19 protein-coding genes and 2 pseudogenes are annotated in these 17,351 nt (G+C 68.3%); 13 read left to right on the top strand and 8 right to left on the bottom strand.

Annotated elements, in window-relative coordinates:
• Positions 1-49 precede the first annotated feature (49 nt).
• Positions 50-583, top strand: coding sequence for a type 1 glutamine amidotransferase domain-containing protein (locus tag HMPREF0321_RS01050; protein WP_040014233.1), 534 nt, complete (start codon positions 50-52; stop codon positions 581-583).
• 283 nt (positions 584-866) lie between these two features.
• Here HMPREF0321_RS01050 and HMPREF0321_RS01045 read toward each other — a convergent pair whose 3' ends face one another.
• Positions 867-1,286: an NUDIX domain-containing protein gene (locus tag HMPREF0321_RS01045; RefSeq protein WP_040014232.1), complete on the bottom strand. Its 420-nt coding sequence runs from the start codon at positions 1,284-1,286 to the stop codon at positions 867-869.
• A 167-nt stretch (positions 1,287-1,453) separates the two neighbouring features.
• Between HMPREF0321_RS01045 and HMPREF0321_RS01040 the strand changes: the two genes are divergently transcribed.
• Positions 1,454-2,716 (top strand): alpha/beta hydrolase, encoded by a 1,263-nt coding sequence (locus HMPREF0321_RS01040; RefSeq protein WP_254653955.1) that lies wholly within the window; start codon positions 1,454-1,456, stop codon positions 2,714-2,716.
• 451 nt (positions 2,717-3,167) lie between these two features.
• On the opposite strand, the gene HMPREF0321_RS15265 is transcribed toward HMPREF0321_RS01040, so the two are convergent.
• Positions 3,168-3,728, bottom strand: coding sequence for a DUF2332 family protein (locus HMPREF0321_RS15265; RefSeq protein WP_175282448.1), 561 nt, complete (start codon positions 3,726-3,728; stop codon positions 3,168-3,170).
• Complete coding sequence (locus HMPREF0321_RS14540; RefSeq protein ID WP_006943519.1) at positions 3,646-4,398, bottom strand: DUF2332 family protein; 753 nt, start codon at positions 4,396-4,398, stop codon at positions 3,646-3,648. The genes HMPREF0321_RS15265 and HMPREF0321_RS14540 overlap by 83 nt, the downstream gene beginning before the upstream one ends.
• Positions 4,399-4,735: 337 nt before the next feature.
• On the opposite strand from HMPREF0321_RS14540, the gene HMPREF0321_RS16280 reads away from it, so the two are divergent.
• Positions 4,736-4,897: a hypothetical protein gene (locus tag HMPREF0321_RS16280; protein WP_156444974.1), complete on the top strand. Its 162-nt coding sequence runs from the start codon at positions 4,736-4,738 to the stop codon at positions 4,895-4,897.
• Between the two features lie 115 nt (positions 4,898-5,012).
• Positions 5,013-5,735, top strand: coding sequence for a GTP pyrophosphokinase family protein (locus tag HMPREF0321_RS17225; RefSeq protein ID WP_006943562.1), 723 nt, complete (start codon positions 5,013-5,015; stop codon positions 5,733-5,735).
• Between the two features lie 8 nt (positions 5,736-5,743).
• On the opposite strand, the gene HMPREF0321_RS16900 is transcribed toward HMPREF0321_RS17225, so the two are convergent.
• The gene (locus HMPREF0321_RS16900) at positions 5,744-6,109 is read right to left on the bottom strand and encodes a hypothetical protein (RefSeq protein WP_254653954.1); all 366 of its coding nucleotides are present in this window, start codon (positions 6,107-6,109) and stop codon (positions 5,744-5,746) included.
• A gap of 103 nt (positions 6,110-6,212) precedes the next feature.
• On the opposite strand from HMPREF0321_RS16900, the gene HMPREF0321_RS16895 reads away from it, so the two are divergent.
• The 8 genes and pseudogenes from HMPREF0321_RS16895 to HMPREF0321_RS00995 all read left to right on the top strand — a co-directional run bounded on the left by HMPREF0321_RS16895 (position 6,213) and on the right by HMPREF0321_RS00995 (position 13,542).
• Positions 6,213-6,752 carry a hypothetical protein gene (locus HMPREF0321_RS16895; RefSeq protein ID WP_254653953.1) on the top strand — a complete coding sequence of 180 codons (540 nt, stop codon included), beginning with the start codon at positions 6,213-6,215 and terminating at the stop codon, positions 6,750-6,752.
• Positions 6,753-7,126: 374 nt separating this feature from the next.
• Complete coding sequence (locus HMPREF0321_RS16275) at positions 7,127-7,855, top strand: hypothetical protein (RefSeq protein WP_217490507.1); 729 nt, start codon at positions 7,127-7,129, stop codon at positions 7,853-7,855.
• 33 nt (positions 7,856-7,888) lie between these two features.
• A pseudogene (locus tag HMPREF0321_RS17310) lies at positions 7,889-7,957 on the top strand (zinc-ribbon domain-containing protein); the annotation flags it as partial.
• Between the two features lie 297 nt (positions 7,958-8,254).
• A complete protein-coding gene (locus tag HMPREF0321_RS01010) occupies positions 8,255-9,517 on the top strand; it encodes a hypothetical protein (protein WP_254653952.1) in 1,263 nt (420 codons plus the stop codon).
• A 2-nt stretch (positions 9,518-9,519) separates the two neighbouring features.
• Positions 9,520-10,884 (top strand): NPCBM/NEW2 domain-containing protein, encoded by a 1,365-nt coding sequence (locus HMPREF0321_RS01005; RefSeq protein ID WP_139023511.1) that lies wholly within the window; start codon positions 9,520-9,522, stop codon positions 10,882-10,884.
• Positions 10,885-10,895: 11 nt separating this feature from the next.
• Positions 10,896-10,964 (top strand): annotated as a pseudogene (locus HMPREF0321_RS17305) (zinc-ribbon domain-containing protein); the annotation flags it as partial.
• Between the two features lie 363 nt (positions 10,965-11,327).
• Positions 11,328-12,521: a hypothetical protein gene (locus HMPREF0321_RS01000; protein WP_254653951.1), complete on the top strand. Its 1,194-nt coding sequence runs from the start codon at positions 11,328-11,330 to the stop codon at positions 12,519-12,521.
• 100 nt (positions 12,522-12,621) lie between these two features.
• The gene (locus HMPREF0321_RS00995; protein WP_006943522.1) at positions 12,622-13,542 is read left to right on the top strand and encodes an NADP-dependent oxidoreductase; all 921 of its coding nucleotides are present in this window, start codon (positions 12,622-12,624) and stop codon (positions 13,540-13,542) included.
• Between the two features lie 123 nt (positions 13,543-13,665).
• Here the strand turns inward: HMPREF0321_RS00995 and HMPREF0321_RS00990 are convergent, their stop codons facing one another.
• Positions 13,666-14,031, bottom strand: coding sequence for a hypothetical protein (locus tag HMPREF0321_RS00990; protein WP_139023510.1), 366 nt, complete (start codon positions 14,029-14,031; stop codon positions 13,666-13,668).
• A 10-nt stretch (positions 14,032-14,041) separates the two neighbouring features.
• Here HMPREF0321_RS00990 and HMPREF0321_RS00985 point away from each other — a divergent pair, with 10 nt between their 5' ends.
• On the top strand, positions 14,042-14,407 hold the full coding sequence (locus HMPREF0321_RS00985; RefSeq protein WP_040014229.1) for a hypothetical protein: 366 nt from the start codon (positions 14,042-14,044) through the stop codon (positions 14,405-14,407).
• Between the two features lie 412 nt (positions 14,408-14,819).
• Here HMPREF0321_RS00985 and HMPREF0321_RS16270 read toward each other — a convergent pair whose 3' ends face one another.
• From HMPREF0321_RS16270 to HMPREF0321_RS00970, 3 genes are all read right to left on the bottom strand, one after another.
• The gene (locus tag HMPREF0321_RS16270; protein ID WP_160126161.1) at positions 14,820-15,284 is read right to left on the bottom strand and encodes a hypothetical protein; all 465 of its coding nucleotides are present in this window, start codon (positions 15,282-15,284) and stop codon (positions 14,820-14,822) included.
• Positions 15,285-15,378: 94 nt separating this feature from the next.
• Entirely contained in the window at positions 15,379-15,633 is a 255-nt protein-coding gene (locus HMPREF0321_RS16265) for an NINE protein (RefSeq protein WP_006943521.1), read from the bottom strand.
• Between the two features lie 545 nt (positions 15,634-16,178).
• A complete protein-coding gene (locus tag HMPREF0321_RS00970; protein WP_006943500.1) occupies positions 16,179-17,117 on the bottom strand; it encodes a hypothetical protein in 939 nt (312 codons plus the stop codon).
• Between the last annotated feature and the right edge of the window lie 234 nt (positions 17,118-17,351).

The following is a 17,351-nucleotide window of genomic DNA, read 5'->3' as shown; positions in this document are numbered from 1 at the left end:
ACCCCGTCGGGCGTTGCATGCCGCTGCCGTGCGAATTATCGTGGAAAACATGGCAAAAATTGCATTCCTCACCAGTTCTGAAGGCATCGAAAGCGTCGAGCTGACCGACCCCTGGAAGGCCGTCGCCGACGCGGGCTACACGCCCGTCCTCATCTCGCCCGAGTCGGGCGAGGTGGACCTGTTCGACCACCTCGAGAAGTCGGGCACGCAGAAGGTCGACGTCGAGCTGTCGGACGCCGACATCAACGACTACGCCGCGCTCGTGCTGCCCGGTGGCGTCGCCAACCCCGACAACCTGCGCGCCGTGCCGGAAGCCGTCGACTTCGTCCGCCAGTTCGTCACGGGCGGCAAGCCCCTCGCGGCCATCTGCCACGCTCCGTGGATGCTCATCGAGGCCGACGTCGTGCGCGGCAAGCGCGTCGCGTCGTTCCCGAGCCTCCAGACGGACATCCGCAACGCCGGCGGCGAATGGGTCGACGAAGAGGTCGTCATCGACGCGAACCTCATCACGAGCCGTAACCCCGACGACCTGCCCGCCTTCGACAAGGCGCTCCTCGACGCGGTCGAGAAGGCCTCCGTCTGAGGTTGGCCTCGACAACATCTCCTCGTGAGGCTTGTCGCCAGTGGGTTCCTGGCTGAGGTTCACCCCTCATGCGACGCCCCGGTTCGTCGGATCTGCTCACGCTGCCGACTGCCGGGGCGTTTGCATGTCCAGCGCTGCCCCAACGGCGAGTTTCGTCCACATCGGCGATCTTCGGTCACATTCGTCCTCGGCTCGGCGCCCATCAGCCTCCCCGCGTTGGACGCCGGCCTCGCCGCCCCCGCACGTCAGCGGGCGTCTGAGACGCAGGCACGCGCAGGAGGCGTCAGCCGAAGATCGCAGGGACGGCGTTGAACTCGAGCATCGGAGCGAGCAGGACGTCGCCCTCCGGCTCGCGCAACTGTGCCTCCGTGAACCACCGCAGTTCCTCGATCTCGGCGGCGACGCGCGGCGTCTGCGTCAGCTCTCCGGGGTAGGTGAACACGTGGGACTCGAGGGCGAAACCTGGTTCGTTCGCCGCGTCGGAGCGGAACTCGCCGAGCGGCTCGAGCTCGGCCGCCGAGACCACGAGCCCCAGCTCCTCCTCGACCTCACGCGACGCCGTCTGAGCGAACGTTTCTCCGTCCTCGAGCTTGCCGCCGGGCAGCATGAACCGCTGCGTGCCGCGCTTGCGGACCGTCAGCACGTGACCTTCGGCGTTCCGAAAGACGACCGCAGCGACCCGAATGAGCTTCTCCTCCACCATTCTTCCAACCCTAGATGTTGAGCCCCGTGACGTTCCGGGGCTCGACCGAATTCACCGCCAGCCCACGGACAGCGGCACGGGGGCGGCGCGATCCACCGGCGCTTCGATTCGCATGAACACAGATTCCTATGACCCGCAGCGTCGACGCGAGGCGGCATAGTGAAGACGTGACTCCCGGCAATGCCCCTTTCCTCCCGTCGGTCGCTGATCGTGCGCAGCGACGCGCGTTCGAAGCGTTGCTCGCGCTGCCGCGAGCCGTTCGTCATCGTGCCGCAGGCCAACCGCACATCGTCGACGGTGGGGCGCTCGACCCCGACATCACCGTCGGGTTGAAGGTGCTCGGACGCATCGGAGGCAAAGAGCTCGACGAGCGCTCGGTCGCTGACGCCCGTCACGCTCTCGCAGCCGAATCGTGGCTCTTCGCAGGTGAACTCGCTGATGTTGCGAACGTCGAAGATGTCGTCCTCGACGGCTCGTCGTACGGCGCCGGAGACATCCCCGCCCGCCTGTACCGCCCGCACCCCTCGCCCGTGACGGTGGTGGGCAAGCATGCGCGCGTCGTCGACCCCGATGCGGGAGAAGTCGGCACCTCGGAAGCCGGCGCGGAGGAGGCCGGCGCGGCGGTCGCTGCTCGCACGGACGCCCCGAACGTCGACAACCGCGAGCCTCGCGCAGACCCGCTGCCGCTGCTGGTGTACTTCCACGGCGGCGGGTGGGTGTTGGGATCGCATCACACGCACGACGCCGTCGCTCGGGCGTTGTGCGCGGGCGGCGAGGTGGCGGTGCTCAACGTCGACTACCGCCTCGCTCCTGAACATGTGTTCCCCGCTGCCGTCGACGACGCCGTCGCGGCGTTTCGCTGGGCGCATGCACATGCTGACGCACTCGGCATCGACCCGAATCGCATTGCGGTGGGAGGCGATTCGGCCGGCGGCAACCTCGCAGCCGTCGTCGCGCAGGAATGCGCCCGTGTCGGCGGACCGCAACCTGCGTGGCAGATGCTGTTCGTACCCGTCACCGACCTGACGCTGCCGCGCTCGCGCAGCTACGAACTGTTCAGCGAGGGCTACTTCCTCACGCGCGCCAACATGGATTGGTACGAGGCGAACTACCTCGGAGGCGGAACGCTGCCGGACGACGTCGATGCGATGCGCCGCGACCCGCGCGTCTCACCGCTGTTGGCCGATGATCTGGGGCAGCTCGTGGAGCGCGGGCTGGCACCGGCGTACGTCGCCGTCGCGGGATTCGATCCGTTGCGTGACGAGGGAAACGCCTACGCGCGCAAGCTCTCCGACGCAGGTGTGGCGACGACGTTGCGCGTGCACACCGACGCCGTGCACCCGTTCATCAACATCCTCGCGACGGACCTCGGGCGACGCTGCATGGCCGAAGCCATCGGCGCTCTCCGCATGGCCCTCCACGTGCGCTGACGCCCCGCCGCTCGCCCGTTGGCCCGCTCGCACCTCGGCGATCTGGTCGTGGCCGTGGCCGGAGCCCCACCCCCGCTCCTTACCCATCCGCGATTCCTGTCCCCATCGGCGATTCTCGTCCACATTCGCGGATCCCGTCCCCATCGGCGATCCACGGTCACATTCATGGCGCCGCTGCCTCCGGACCGACGACGGATGGGCGAGGTCTCGGCCTCAGCCGTCGCTCGTCACATCACCGACGCGGAGACGACGGCGTCACCACCGTCCGTGCCCCTGGAGCCGGCTGACTGGGATGCACCGTAGGCAGAGGTGGGCGGGGGCCGTGCGCCCGCCTGAGTGAGGTCGAGCGAATGTGGACAAGAATCGCAGTTGAGGCAGGGTCGCCAGCCACAGGCGGCTAACCAGCTGGCGTCAGGCTCTCGCCCCCTCCGGCCACATCACGGGGGGAAGCTCAGTTCGTGGCATCCCACGCTGTCAGCGACTGCCCGTGGGGCCCCGTCAGAGCGCGGGGTTGCCCGTCGACGGCGAGCACGAAACGTCCCCGCAGATCACGTGGTTCCCAGGCAGCAGCTACCGCGTCGCGCATGCCTGGCATGACGCTGGGCGCCTCGTTGCTGATCCACGTGAAACCACCGGGCCGATGCGTCAACTCGCGCAGGCGACGTTCGAATCGTGCGCGGGTGTCATCGTCGACGTAGGCAAGCACGGCCGAGTGGAACAGCACGAGGTGCAGCTCGTCGGGCACCTGCGCGACGAGGCGCTCGAGGTCGTCGACGACATCGCCACGGACGATGTGCGCGGCGTCCTCGGGGTGCGACGTCACGTGCCGCCTGACGGTGTCGATCGCCGCAGCGAGCCGCGATGCGCGTTCGACCTGGCCGGGCCACACGAGCGCTCGCAACCAACGGGCGTTGTCGAGAGCCTCGGGGTCATCGGACAACACATCGAGTGGATTGAGATCGAGGCCGCCACGCCATGCGATCGTCGGCGCACACGGCGTTGCGTTCGTCATCTCGTCGAGTGCGCCGGCGACCACGCACGTCAAGCAGCGGCCGGTCGACCCCGTCAACCCCGAACGGACCCGACGCCTCTCGCGGCTCGAACACCTCGTCATCGCATGAGGATTCGCGCCCCCGGGAAGCCATCGCCCCACCAGCGGGTGCGTCTTTGCACTCGCCGCCTGGGTCGACACCCTCGTCGTCAGCGCCACCGGCGGCGGGGTCTTCGCCAGCCTCGGACTCGGCGACGTACTGATAGGCATAGAGGTCGGGGTAGAGCGCCAACCCGGCCGAGCACCCGACCTCGACGAGCGCGATCCGGCCGTCGCCCGCTGCACGCGCCGCATCAGCGATGAACGGCAGCAGCGTCGCGCATCGCCCGACCTCGTTCGTCTGGGTGGCCCGCGAGAGCGCCACTGCGCGCACCTCGTCCCAGTGCTCGCGCAGCCAGTTGACGAACGACGACGCATCGTCGGACGGCGCGTCGAGGTAGCGCGCAGCGCCCAGGACGAGGTTGGGCTGACGCTTGGGCGCAGGCAGCGTCGCGATGAGCGAGAGGACGGCGTCGTCATCCGCGATGCGCTGGCAGATTGCCTCATAGATCGGCGAGTTTCCGCGAGCTTCGTTCGTGGCGAACCTGCGGTAGGCCGTGGCGGTGTCGGCTTCGAGCCCGGTCACGGTCATGGTGGCCTCCTTGGTGCCTCGACGTCAGCCTCCGCCCGTCGACGGCGGCTCACAAGACGTCGAGCCGAAGAAAAAACCCCGAAATCCACGCGCGGCGGGAGCCCGCGCCGTCCGTACCGCTCGGTTGGGCACAGCGCCACGCCGCACCCCGATGGCATGAAATCGCGCGTCGTGTGGTTGAGTGGAACACGAGCACGCAGCCGACGAGATCTCTCCGGCCCCGCTCGATGATCCCCGCCCCGCGTCCGTGACGCCCGGCCCGGATCCCCACCTCGCCACGACGCGAAGCCGCGAACCATCGCGCCGCCGACCGGCCACCTGACTCGAAGGATCACGCATGACCATCACCAACCCGTTCACCCTCGCCACGCTGACGACGACGCCCGACGCGTCACCCGCCGACGTCGCCGAAACCCCCGTCACCCCCTACGCGACGCTGTGTGCGGATACGAGCCGCCCAGCCGCGTTCGCGATGACGTTCGTCGAACCCGCAGCATGATCGAACGCGGTCTGACAAAGGGTTGAGCGGCTGCTCAGCGCACGCGCAGGGGTGCAGGCCTACGCTGGGGGCGTCCCGACCATGTGCTGGAGCTCACCGATGACCGATTCGCACCATGCCTCGTCCCGTCCTGTCGGCTCAGGAGGCGCGTGAGCGGATCGCGGCCGTCGAGCAGTTCATGGTCCCGTACCGTCCGGCCATCGACGAGATCGAGACGAAGCTGCGCGTGCTGCAACGCGAGTTCACGCACACCGACAGCTACAGCCCCATCGAGAGCGTCAGCACGCGCCTGAAGTCGATGCAGTCACTGCTGCGCAAGGCCCGCAAACGCGACTGCCACCACTTCGACGACGTCCGGGCGCGCGTCACGGACATCGCCGGCATCCGCGTCATCTGTTCGTTCACGCATGACGTCTACCGTGTCCGCGACCTGTTGCTCGCGCAGGACGACGTCACGCTGCTCGAGCAGAAGGACTACGTCGCGCACCCGAAGCCGAACGGGTATCGCAGCCTGCATCTCATCGTCGAGGTGCCGGTCTTCTTGTCGACGGGCCCGCAGCCCGTGCCCGTCGAGGTGCAGTTGCGCACCATCGCCATGGATTTCTGGGCGAGCCTCGAGCACAAGATCTACTACAAGTACGACGGCGACGTGCCCGCGCACCTGCTCTCGGAGCTGACGACGGCGGCGCACACGGCCAGCCGTCTCGACGCCGACATGGAGAGGCTGCACCACGAGATCAGTGCGCTGCGCGCGGCGAACTCCGCTGATGACGATCACGTGCTGCCCGAGATGCTGCAGCTCATCAGCTACTTCGACAGTTCGTCGGAGCGCCACTGAGGCGAGGCTCAGCCCTCGTCCGACTCGCGCGTGTAGGCCGCGGCGCGGGTGATGTCGTCCTCCTCGAGGCCTGCTCCGACAGCGCCGCCCAGCGTCGCGAGTGACGCCGTCATCCAGGCGCTCTCGACGATCTTGCCGATCGACCACGACTGATCCGACAACTGCTGGAACGAATGCCCGTCGAGCAGCAGGAAAGCGGCAGCGAGCGCCAGCAGGAACACGGCGAGGTAGAAGACGCTGACGCCGATCGTCATCGTCAGGGCTGTGGCGACGTTGAAGAGCATCACTTGTTCGCGCTCGGCCTTGCGGCGCGGGCGTTCCCACAACTTCGCCCCGACGATCAGCGAAACCTCTACGGCCACAACGGCGACCACCGACAGCAGGGCCGAGCCTCCACGGCCCGTAGTTCGTGGCGAGCACCCAGATGTCGGGCGTGATGAGCGTGAGCGCGCCGGCTGCCGCCGTCACCGCGATGAGTTGGCTGAGGCGCAGCGCGAGCGTCAGCGGACGGTTGGCTCGCACGAGCCCGAGCAGCACGCCAACGTTGCCGCCGAGCACGCGCGCCGCGAACTGCACCGGGTTCTCGTCGTCGCGCCCCTCGACGTCCTCGGCCCGCTGGCGGGCACGGCGGTCGATGTCGCCGCTCGTGTCGTCCTCGTCGAAGTCGAGCAGCTCCTCGACGAGACGCACGCACGCGGCGCGCACTTTCGTCGCCACCTGCACGACACCGAGGGCCGGCACGACGACGAGCCCGACGCCATGGACGGGCGACAGCTGCGTCTGCACGACACGGCGCCCGTCTTTGAGCGGCAGATCGGTGAGGACGAGCACGAGATCCCAGTTCTCGTCGAGCATCCGATCACGTGCCGTCTCGATGAGGTCGAGGGGCGTGACGGGCGGTTCGGCGAGACGATCTTCGACGACGACGAGGTTCCACTCGACCTGCGGGTACTGCGCCGCGAGCGCCGCCGTCACGTCGGACGCGAGCGTCTCGGTTGTCAGCAGCGCTACGGGTGAGACGACGAGCCCGACGTCGAGGACGGGGCGATCCGACGGGGCAGGATCCGCGCGGGCCGTCGGATCATCACGTCGGCGCCCGATCGCGCCCTCACCGTCCAAGCGTTCTTCCATCACCACTACATGGTCCCAAAGACATGCAAACCGGCGTCACGTCGTCCGCGCATCACGATTCGCACACGATCAGCGTTGCTGAACGCGAACCGATCAGCGGCTGTGTTTATCCTGACGAGCGGGGGAAACCATTCGGCCGATCGTCATCAATCGGCGCAGGTGCGGTTTTCTCACCTCACGCCGATGAAAGAGATCGTATGAATTGCCCTAAGTGTGGCGCGCCCGACCCGGGCTCCTTCTGCTCCCGATGCGGCGCCCGCGTGGACCCCAACCCCGCCGCGGCTCCCGCGTCCGCCGCTCCTACCCCCGCGAAGAAGTCGAACCAGAATGTGATGGCGAAGACCGCCGGGATCACCGTCGGCCTGGTCGCCCTGGGCCTCGGCTCGTTCTTCGCGGTGAACGCCATGAGCAAGCACGACGACTCTCCGCACACTGCCGTCCCCCAGACCGTCTCCGCTTCCGTCGCCCCGACCTCGACGCTCGCCGCGCCCCCGACGTCCGGCGGCGGTTCCTCGACCGCGAGCCAAGGCTCGGCCCCGGCGAGCCAGACGTCCTCCGGCCAGAGTGGCTCAGCCGAGTCGTCATCCGGTTCCAGCGAAGGCGCGGCCATCTCCCAGCTGAACGAGTGGGCCTCGCAGGGTCTTTCCGCGACGAACATCGCGGAGGACTCGTGGGGCGCACGGCTGTCGTCGAAATGGGTGGGCGCCACCGACAAGGATGCCGGCCACCCTGAGCCCTACACGGCCGTCGAGATCGAGGCCGAGATGAAAGCCCTGCGCGAGAAGTACGGCGCCGACCTGCACATTCTCAAGCTCAGCGACGCCGGTTTGCAGAACTCCGCCATCAAGGGCCGCGACGGCTGGATGGCCGTCGTCGTCAACGCCGACACGGCGACGCAGGAGAAAGCCACAGCCTGGTGCTCAGAGCACTTCGACGGCGACCTCACCCGCTGCGGCGAGCAGCATCTCAACGCACCCCACGACAACTGATCAACAGATCCACGTTCCACGAAAGGCACGACGATGCGCTTCTGCGTCCATTGCGGCAACCAGCTGACGGAGGGAGCGGCATTCTGCACCTCGTGCGGCAACCCGGTCGCCCACGCCGCCCAGGATGCCGGGCAGGCACCCGCCGCCCCCGCTCCCGCCGCCTCGCGCACGAGCACCCCTCAGCCCCCGGCTGACTCGGTGGATTCAACGCAGGTTCACCCCACTCAGTCGTTTTCCTCGGCGCCCCTTCAGGGCCAAACCTCGGCGCCGCTCGGGGGTCACTCGTCGACTGCCCCTCAGCCGGCCTGGGCTCAGACGAGCGGGGCGCCGCGTGCAGCGATCGACTGGAAGGGCCTGACGCCCGGCCTGCTGCGCCTCCTCGCCGCCGTCACCCTGGCGATGACGGCCCTCGGCAACTGGTGGGTCGTCGATGGCAGCAGCTCTGAAGGCATGGGGGATTACGTAGCCCCGGTGCAGTACGCGACGCACCACTCGGTGCTGCCGCTCATCGGCTGCATCGGCGTCGCTCTCGCCGCCGTCGCCCAGATCGCGCTGCTGCCTCAGTTCCTCGGGGCAGCCATGCGGCCGATCGTCCGTTTCGCGGTGCGCGCGGTGCTCTGCCTGCCGGCGCTCATCGCCATCGTCATGGCGCTCGTGACGACGCTCGGCGGCCCGGACTCTGACAAGTTCTCCGTCATTGGGGTCACGATGCTCGCGATGGCCATGGGCTTCGCGTTGACGGGCCTCGACGATGCGCGCGACGCCCTGCCGGCTGACGTTCTGCGCTGGGCGACCGTCGCCATCGCTGCGCTGGGCGTCGTGCTCAGCGTCGTCTCGATCATCCAGTGGATGGGAGCAGACTCTTTCGTTGGTTACGATCAAGTAACCGGCAAGGGAAAGTGGCTCACCGCCATCTGCAGCATCTTGTTCGTTGCTCTGGCCGGCGCGCTCGTCGCCTGGATCGGCGTGGCACGCCCTGCCTTCGGCCATGGGTTGCTCATCGCTCTCGCGGGCAGCCTCGCATTCGCCTTAATGACGCGAGGGTGGATTTCCGAAGACACCAACCTGTCCGGGGCTGCTCTTATTCGCCAGGGACACGGCGCGGCTCTCGTCGCCCTCGCGCTGGCCCTTGCCACGGCCCACGAGGTTGCCTCGTACGGCCGCGACTCCGCGACCGATGACGCCTCGGTCGCGCGCCGTCTGACGCAGTGGGTCGTCCCCGGTTTCGCGGTGGCCGCCGTCGCTGCCCTGTTCAACGCCCTCGCCTTCATCGGGGGGCGTACGGACTACACCCCAGGTGGCGAGACGTGGTTCCTCGTGCTCATGTTCATCACCGCCCTCGTCTACGCGGCGTGCGCCTTCTTGCTCAAGTCGAACCCGATGGGTCGCCTCATCGCCGTTCTCAGCGCGGTGACGCTCTCCCTCACGATCCTCATCACGCTCGCAGCGTCCAAGACCTCCGGGGGTCTGTGTGAAGCCTTCACCGAGGGGGCTTATCTCTGGCTGCCTCTCGTCGCGGCTGCAGCCCTGACGATCCCGCCGGCCGTGCGTCGTGTGGCCGGGCCGATCGCCCCCCAGACGCGCTATGCCGCCCCCCAGGCTGCGCCTGCCGGCGGACAGCAGTGGGCTGATGCCCAGAACTACCAGAACGGCCAGGTGTGATCATGCGGTTCTGCCCCTTCTGCGGCGCGCGCATCGACGCGTCGAACAAGTTCTGCTCGTCGTGCGGCAAGCCGGTCACCCCGGCAGCTCCGGAACCGCAGCCCGCCGCTGACGCCGACGACACCCAGCTCGCGCCCAACTCTGCGGCCGCGACACCAGCCCCGGAGCCCGAGAAGGAAACGGCGGCGCCGCAGGCACGGGAGCACGAGAGCGAGCAGGAGACCCAGGCCGTTCCGACCGGCTCGTCCCCCTCCTCGTCGTGGACGCCGCAGTACCCGTCGTTCGCGTCGCACGACGACGAGACGCGTACCCTCACGACGTCCTCGCCCGCCGGGGGTACCCACGACTCGGGTCATGACTCGACGTCTGAGGCTGACCGCAGCTTCCCGAACTCGGCGGATTCGTCGGAGTGGACCTCGTCCGACCCGCACGGCGCGGATGATCGCTCGGCCCCCCGGCGCGACGAGACGCCCGTCAACCTGTCGGAGGGCGACGCGACCGAGCGCCGCTCGGGAGGCGGCTCCAACGTCGCGAAGATGGCAGCTGCCGTCGTCGCCGTCGTCGTTCTGGGCGGCGGAGCCGCCTTTGCCTACAACTCGATGAAGGGTGACGACTCGAAGTCGTCCGCCTCGTCCGCGTCCCCGAGCGCTGCGGGTTCGTCGGGTGGCGGCAGCGGTGCAGCGGCCCCGTCCGACGCGCAGGACAAGCCCGCCAAGATGCCTGACCTCAAGGGCAAGTCGATCGACGAGGCGCAGGCGCTGCTCAGTTCGAAGGTGAAGCTCGAGACCTCCAAGACGAATCTGGTCGAGGGCATGAACGGTGGTGCCGTCATCTCCGCCCAGGAGACGGCAGCCGGCCAGTCCACGCCCGACACCGTCAAGGTGACGCTCGATCAGCCTGCGAACGTCACGTATCTGAGCAGTTCGAGCGAGCTGTTCGTCGGGTCCAACCCCTTCTACGAGACGTCGGGGAAGGTTCCCAACAAGACCTACGAACACATGCTCAGCGGCACGATGTCGGGGTACGACGATGAGCCCGAGACGATGGCGCTGAACCTGAACCGTGCCTACAGCCGCCTTCGCGGCGACATCGCCGTCGACAGCGATGCGGCTGACAAGGCCAAGCAGTTCAAGGTCACGATTCGCGGTGACAACCATCAACTGTGGCAGGAGGTCGTCAAGTTCGGTGACGATCCGAAGAGCCTCGACCTCGACGTGACGAACGTTCTGCGTCTCGAGATCGAAGTATCCGTCAGCGGCGGTACCGAGGATACGAAGGGTGACAGCTCGCAGCTCGACTTCGGCGATCTGCGCGTTCTGGCCGAGCCCGGCAAGGGCAACTACTCGAGCCCCGCCTCGTCGAGCTGAGAGGGCGAACCGTGAAGTTCTGCGCACGATGTGGGGCCCAGCTGGCCCCCGAGACTCGCTTCTGCATGCAGTGCGGCGCCCCCGTCGAGGCTGCCGCGGCCTCCGCCGGGACAGGTTCCTCGGCGGGCGATCAGCGCGAGGCGCCGACGGCCACATCTGCCGGCCCGGCTGAGGCTGCTGCGGCACCGCGGCCTCAGGCCCCGAGTGCGCTTACCGCCCCGTGGGCGTCCCATGGGGCGTCACCACTGGGTGGCACCGAAGCCCGCCAGCCCAGGAAACCCATTCCCAAAGCTCCGCTCATCGCTCTGGCCGCCCTGCTCGCGGTCGGCGGGGGCGCCGGCATCGCGTATTCGATGCGCCCGGCACCTTCGGCGTCTCTCGATGCGAGTCTGCTCAGCTTGCAGGGAAAGGCTCCTGACCAAGCACCGCAGCAGAAGTGGTCGTTGAAGAGTGAGGACGTCGTTCGGGCTGCGGGCATCGACACCAGCAGCTACGCCACGTCCGGCGTCTCCGTGTTGAGCTACGGCACCAATGGGCTCATCCTCATGACCGTGCCGAACGAAGCCGTCGTCGCGGTCAAGGAGGCGACGGGCCAGGTGGCGTGGCAGGTCAAGGGGTCCTTCAACGCGTGCCAGCCCCTGGTGAACAAGGGAGGCTGGGCCTGCTTGTATTCACCGCCTCGCGATTCGTCGGAGGACACCTCAGAACCTGAGCAGCAGCTCGTGACCATGGATTCGAACGGCCGTATCGCCAAGCAGCGAGCCATCAAGGATGGTGAGGGTCTCTACCAGGAGAAGACGGGCACGCTGTGGCTGGCCTCTGGTCTGGTGAAGGGTGACGACGACGGCGCCTCCAGCAGTGGCTCCGACACGGCCAGTCTCGCTCTGACGCGCCTCGGCGACGACGGCAAGCCGGCCTGGACCTACGAGCACAACGTCAGCATGGCCGCGAATTCCGGTGTGGTGTCGGGACAGGCGGCGGCGCCGCTGTTCACGCTGGACGGCATCACCTACGTTCGCGGCGCCCAGGATTCCAACGGCAAGGGCATCGCGCTCGACAGCTCGGGCAAGCAGACCGACAAGGCGGAGTCCGCTGTCCTGGGCAACGATCGGGGGCGTCCCATCACGATGAAAGACGGTCGCTTCCGCGACGGCGAGGGCAAGATGAAGAAGGAGACGAGCGCACTTGCCTCACCCATGCTGGCTGACACAGGGCTGCTGCCGCTGTACGAGGTCTCCGGCGGCAAGGTGCACAAGTTGAACGACGAGGGCACCGACGAGGACTGGTCCGCAGGGGCCGGCGAGGCCTACCCTGCCGCGTTCTGCGGGTCCAGCACGGTGCTCACGACGTTGGACAACAAGGCTTGGTTCCTCGACAAGGACGGCAAGGAGAAGTCTTCGCGCACCCTCGACGGCCAGCCCCAGTTCTGCTGGGGAGGTCAGCAGCTCGTCAGCCTCGACTCCACGAACGGTGCGATCGTGAGCAACAAGGTCGCCGACGGCTCCGAGGCGTGGAAGCTCGACCTGCCCAAGGACGAATACGGCGGCTCCACCCCGCCCACGGCCTTGGTCTACTCCCCCACCAGCGACGGGTTCGTCACGAGCGGCGGCAACGCCTTGACCTACTTCGGCCCATGAGTGCGTGGGTCTGACAAGAGCGCATGAGGGGGCGGTTCCGGTGACGGGCCGCCCTCTCCCTGCGTGGAATACGCGAGCCCGGCATGTCATTGAACCGAACATGAAGGCAATGACGTACTCCCGCTACGGCGATGACAGTGTTCTCGAACTGCGCGATCTCGACACCCCGCGCGTCGGCCCCGGTGAGGTGCTCGTGCGCGTCAAGGCGGCGAGCGTCAACCCCGTCGACTGGAAGGTCATGTCGGGCGGGCTCGACCCGCTCATGATGACGGTCTTCCCCGCCGTTCCGGGCTGGGACGTCGCGGGCGTCGTCGAGGCCGTCGGGCTCGACGCGCCCGAGTTCCGCGTCGGCGACGAGATCATGGCGTACGCCCGCAAGGACGTCGTGGCCGGCGGCACGTTCGCCGAACTCGTCACCGTCCCGGTGCGTACCGCGACTCGCAAGCCCGCGTCGATGACGTTCGAGGAAGCGGCCTCCCTGCCCCTCGCCGGGCTCACGGCCTACCAGACGCTGACGCGTCTCAACCTCAACGCCAACGACACGCTGCTCGTGCACGGTGCGGCCGGCGGCGTCGGGTCGTACGCGGTGCAGATCGCGAAGCACATCGGGGCGCGTGTCATCGGCACCGCGTCCGAGCGCAACCACGAGTACGTGCGCGGCCTCGGGGCGGACGACGTCGTCGAATACGGTGACGGCCTGGTCGAGCGTGTGCGCGCCATCGCACCCGACGGCGTGACGGTGAGCGCCGACTACGTCGGTGACGTCGAGGAGCAGACGATGCAGCTGCTCACCCCGGCCGGGCGGCACGTATCGGTCGCCGACCCGAGCGTCGCGCTCAATGGCGGGCTCTATGCGTGGGTGCGCCCGAGCGCCGACGACCTCGCGAAGCTCGCGCAACTCGTCGACGACGGCGCGCTGCGCGTCGACATCGCCGCCACCTACCCGCTCGAGCGACTCGCTGACGCCTTCGCCCAGAGCCGCGAGGGCCACACGCGCGGCAAGATCGTCGTCACCCCCTGACGCATCTCGTCCAGCCGGCGAGTTCCGCCGACCGTGTGGCGGGCTCGTCGGCTCGATGGTGAACCTGCTGATCTCGCACCCCGAATTCCCGGCCACTTCGCACCCCTACCGCCTGGTATCGGCCTAGCGTTGAAGCATGAGAACTCGGGGGATCGTCAGCATCACGTTCATCGCCGGCCTCGCAGCCCTGACGGGTTGTTCGTCGTCGGACGACGGGTCGAACCCGGCGTCGGGCACGTCGTCGTTCACGGCGACGGCGTCCACCTCGGCGTCGACCACGCCGTCATGGACCTCGTCGCAACCCACCACGTCGACGGCGGTGTCCTCGAGCGCGCCGACTTCCACGCCGGCCCCGACGTCGAGCACCGCTGCCCCCACGACGCCTGCGTCGTCGACGGTGGCGCCGCAGCCGACGTCAGCGTCGGCGACGCGCAGTTCGCCGACGTACAGCGCGACCTCCGAGCGCCCGCCTGCGCCGGGTGATCCCACGCCGAGCACCGTGAGTGGTGTGACGTTCGGGCGCGAGCAAGTTCTCACGCCGGGCAGCCCGGTCATCGCCGATGGCATCGGCAAGGTCAAGCCGTCGACGTTCGCCATCACGTCGCACCACACGATGTTCGTGACGGACGTCGTGTGGAGCAGCTGGGGCGGCCAGGTGGCACGTGCCACGGGCATCGCCGAGAACGGCGAGAACTCCGATTCGATGGTCGACCTGCCGCGGCAGAAGGCGTACATCACGGCCAAGCTCGGCACGTGCCGCGGGCGGCCCGCGTACACGAAGGTGGCGTGGAACTTCACGTCGTTCGAGAAGAACGAGACGAACCTGCAGGGGTGGTACAACATCTGCGACCTCGCGTCGAACTGAGTGCCGGCGCCGCATGGAAGACCGCGCGGCTTGGACGACCGAGCTGACTGCTCGCCCCGGTGGAATGTCGGACTCGGTGTCGAGATCCTCGCCCCGCAGGGGTGCGGAGAGCTCGAACACACCGTTGATGTCGCCACGGCCGCGTGCCCTGCACGCGCGCGGGTCCCGGACGTCGAGGACCGCAGACTCACCCTCCGACGAGGTTCGCGGCTGCGTGTTTGTCGTCGGCGTCGCACCTTCGTAGACTCGTGACGATGGTGGAGGACGAGCCGTTCTGGCATGACGACGAGCACGATGACCTGCTGGCTGAGGAAGAAGCCAACCGGTCTCGTCGTCGCGCGTTCATCGGGGTGGTGACGGCGTCGATCATCGGTGCCGGCGCGTTGGTCGGTGCCACCATGTTCGCGAAGAACTACGGCAGCAACAGCGACTCCGAGCTCCCGGCCTCGGTGGCGTCGAGCGCATCGGCCACGCCGTCGAATTCATCGTCTGTTTCGTCGAGTTCATCGAGCTCGAGTTCGTCGTCCTCCTCGAGCACGTCGACGACCTCGTCGAACCGGCCGACCGCGGAGGCCACGACGGTGGCACCGACCACGGCGCCCACTCGCACCGCGCCGACGACGCGCGCGCCCCGCACGACGACGACGCGCGCGCCTCGCACGACGACGAAGCCGAAGACGACCTCGTCCAAACCGAAGCCGACGTCGACGAAGCCGACGACGAAGTCGACGACCACGGCGCCGTCGACCACCACGACGATGAAACCCACCACGACGTCCGCACCGCCGCCGACGACGCAGGCCCCGACGACGCCTACGCCCACGCAGCCCCCGGCGACGACGCCGCCTGCTCCCGAGCCGACCAATACGCTCGGCACCGGAGGCCCCGAGGCTCCGAAGACGGCCGCCGCGAGCGGGTCAGCACCCTGATCTCAAATCTGGAAGCACGCTGAGCTGTCGTCAGCAACCTCCTCATTCGCTCAACAACCGGCCGGTGTCGTCGCGGGCGTTGAGGATGAGGATCTGGATGCCGTCGATGACGCCGTAGGCGACCATGAACACGCTGAGCATCGTGCAGCCGGGCACGAAGATGCCACTGCTGAACACCGCGAGGTGGATGCCGCCGCGGCGTGAGTCACCGGCGTAGAACCGGCCAAGGCCCGCCCAGCCACCGACGATCTGCAGGAGCCCCGCTGTCGTCTTCTTGCGCGGTGAATGCTGCGGCACGGATGCGGGCTGCGTCGGCCATGCGCGGGGTTGCCATGGGCCGGGTTGCCAACTTCCCTGATGCCACCCCGCCGCGGTCCACTCCCCAGGAGCCCACGGCCCAGCCGACCAGGCTTGCGGGGGGACGGTTCCGGGCGTCCACGGCCCTGAGGCCCATGCGTCCGACGACCATGCGCCCGAAGACCAGGCGCCGGGCATTGGCTGATCGTGGTTCCACCCGCTGTCGTGGTGGCCCCGAGCGTCAGGCGCGAAGCTCTGAGTCGGGGGCATGTGGGGTGCGTCGATGGGCGGGCCGTAGCTGCCTACGCGCGGGTGAGCCGGTGGGAGCGGGTACGGCAACGACGTGGGCTGCGGTTCGGGTGCGGGAAACATGACGTCAGTCTTGCGACGCCACGACCGGCCGCGCGTTCGTCATCCACAGCCGACACCGTCCACAGGCGACGCTGCGGCTGGAACAGTTGCACAGCGCCCGTCATCTTCGCCGACAACGCCCGAGGCGCCCCACCCTGTTCGGGTGAGGCGCCTCTCTGCGGTGCGCGTGTTCGTCAGTCGCGCAGGGCGCTGATGACGCTCGTAATGAGCATGAGCAGGCCCGCGATGATGCACAGCGTCAGCCCCCAGCCGCTGCCGGCGCTGAACCCGGCGAGGCCGTTCGCGCCCTGCTTCGCCTCGTCCAGCTTGTCACGGACGTCGAAGTAGTCGTAGACGGCGACGGCCGTGGCGATACCGCCCAACGCTGCGCCGGCCCACATGACGGGCTTGCGGATCTTGCCGAGCGCCCGCAGCACGCCGAGAGCCAGGGCGATGATGGCGGGGATGAGGACGAACCAGCCGTCCGTCACCTTGTTGTCATCACCTGCGGAGTCGGAGTTGGGGATGTTGCTCGACTCCATGCCGATGCCGTTCGTCGAGGCGTTGAAGTTGCCGAGCGTGCCGGCGTCGATCTTCAGCCACATCCAGGTGCCGAAGACACCGATGATGGCGAGGAGCGAGGCGGCAACGAGGCCCCAGCCGAGCGTCTTGCCGATGCCGGGGCGGGGCTTGTCGGCCGTCGCGCCGTTCTGGGGCGCGTACTGGTTCTGCGTCACCGTCTGGCCCTGGTTGTACTGCTGGCCGGGGTTGTAGGCGGCGCCCTGCTGGTTGGTGTTGGCGTATCCAGCCTGCGCGCCGGAAGCGTAGCCCTGCGGCGAGGAGTTGTAGCCGCCGTTCTGCTGGGCGGGCTGACCCTGGCCGTTCTGGCCGTAGGGCGCGCCCTGCGGAGCCGAGTTCCACTGGCCGCCCTGGCCGTTGGGCGTGGAGTTCTGCGGCGCCGAGCCGTAACCCGAGCCGTACTGGCCCGAGGGGTTCGAGCCCTGCTGCCCGCCCGACGTCTGGTAGGTGCCGCCCTGCGGATCGGAGCCGGGAACCGGCGGGTACTGGCCGGGGCCGCCGGCGGCCTGGCCGTACCCGTTCGAGCCCTGCGCGTTCGAGGCGTTGTGCGGCATCGCGCGGGTCTCGCCCTCGTTGGCAGCGAACTGCCCGCCGAGCCCGCCTGCCTGGTGCTGACCCTGCTGACCCTGGACCCTGGCTCTGCCAGGTCGACTGGCCCTCGCCGGCCTGCTCGTGCGAACCGGCCGACGCCATCTGCGTCGGCTGCTCGTTCAGGTCGTCGTTCGAGTTGGACATCGCGGTTTTCCTCCCGTGCCACGGACGTTTGATGGCTCTTCACGAATGAGGGT

This window comes from Dermacoccus sp. Ellin185, from assembly GCF_000152185.1.
GTDB classification, from domain to species: Bacteria; Actinomycetota; Actinomycetes; order Actinomycetales; family Dermatophilaceae; genus Dermacoccus; species Dermacoccus nishinomiyaensis.
This window is presented reverse-complemented; position numbering and strand designations above follow the sequence as displayed.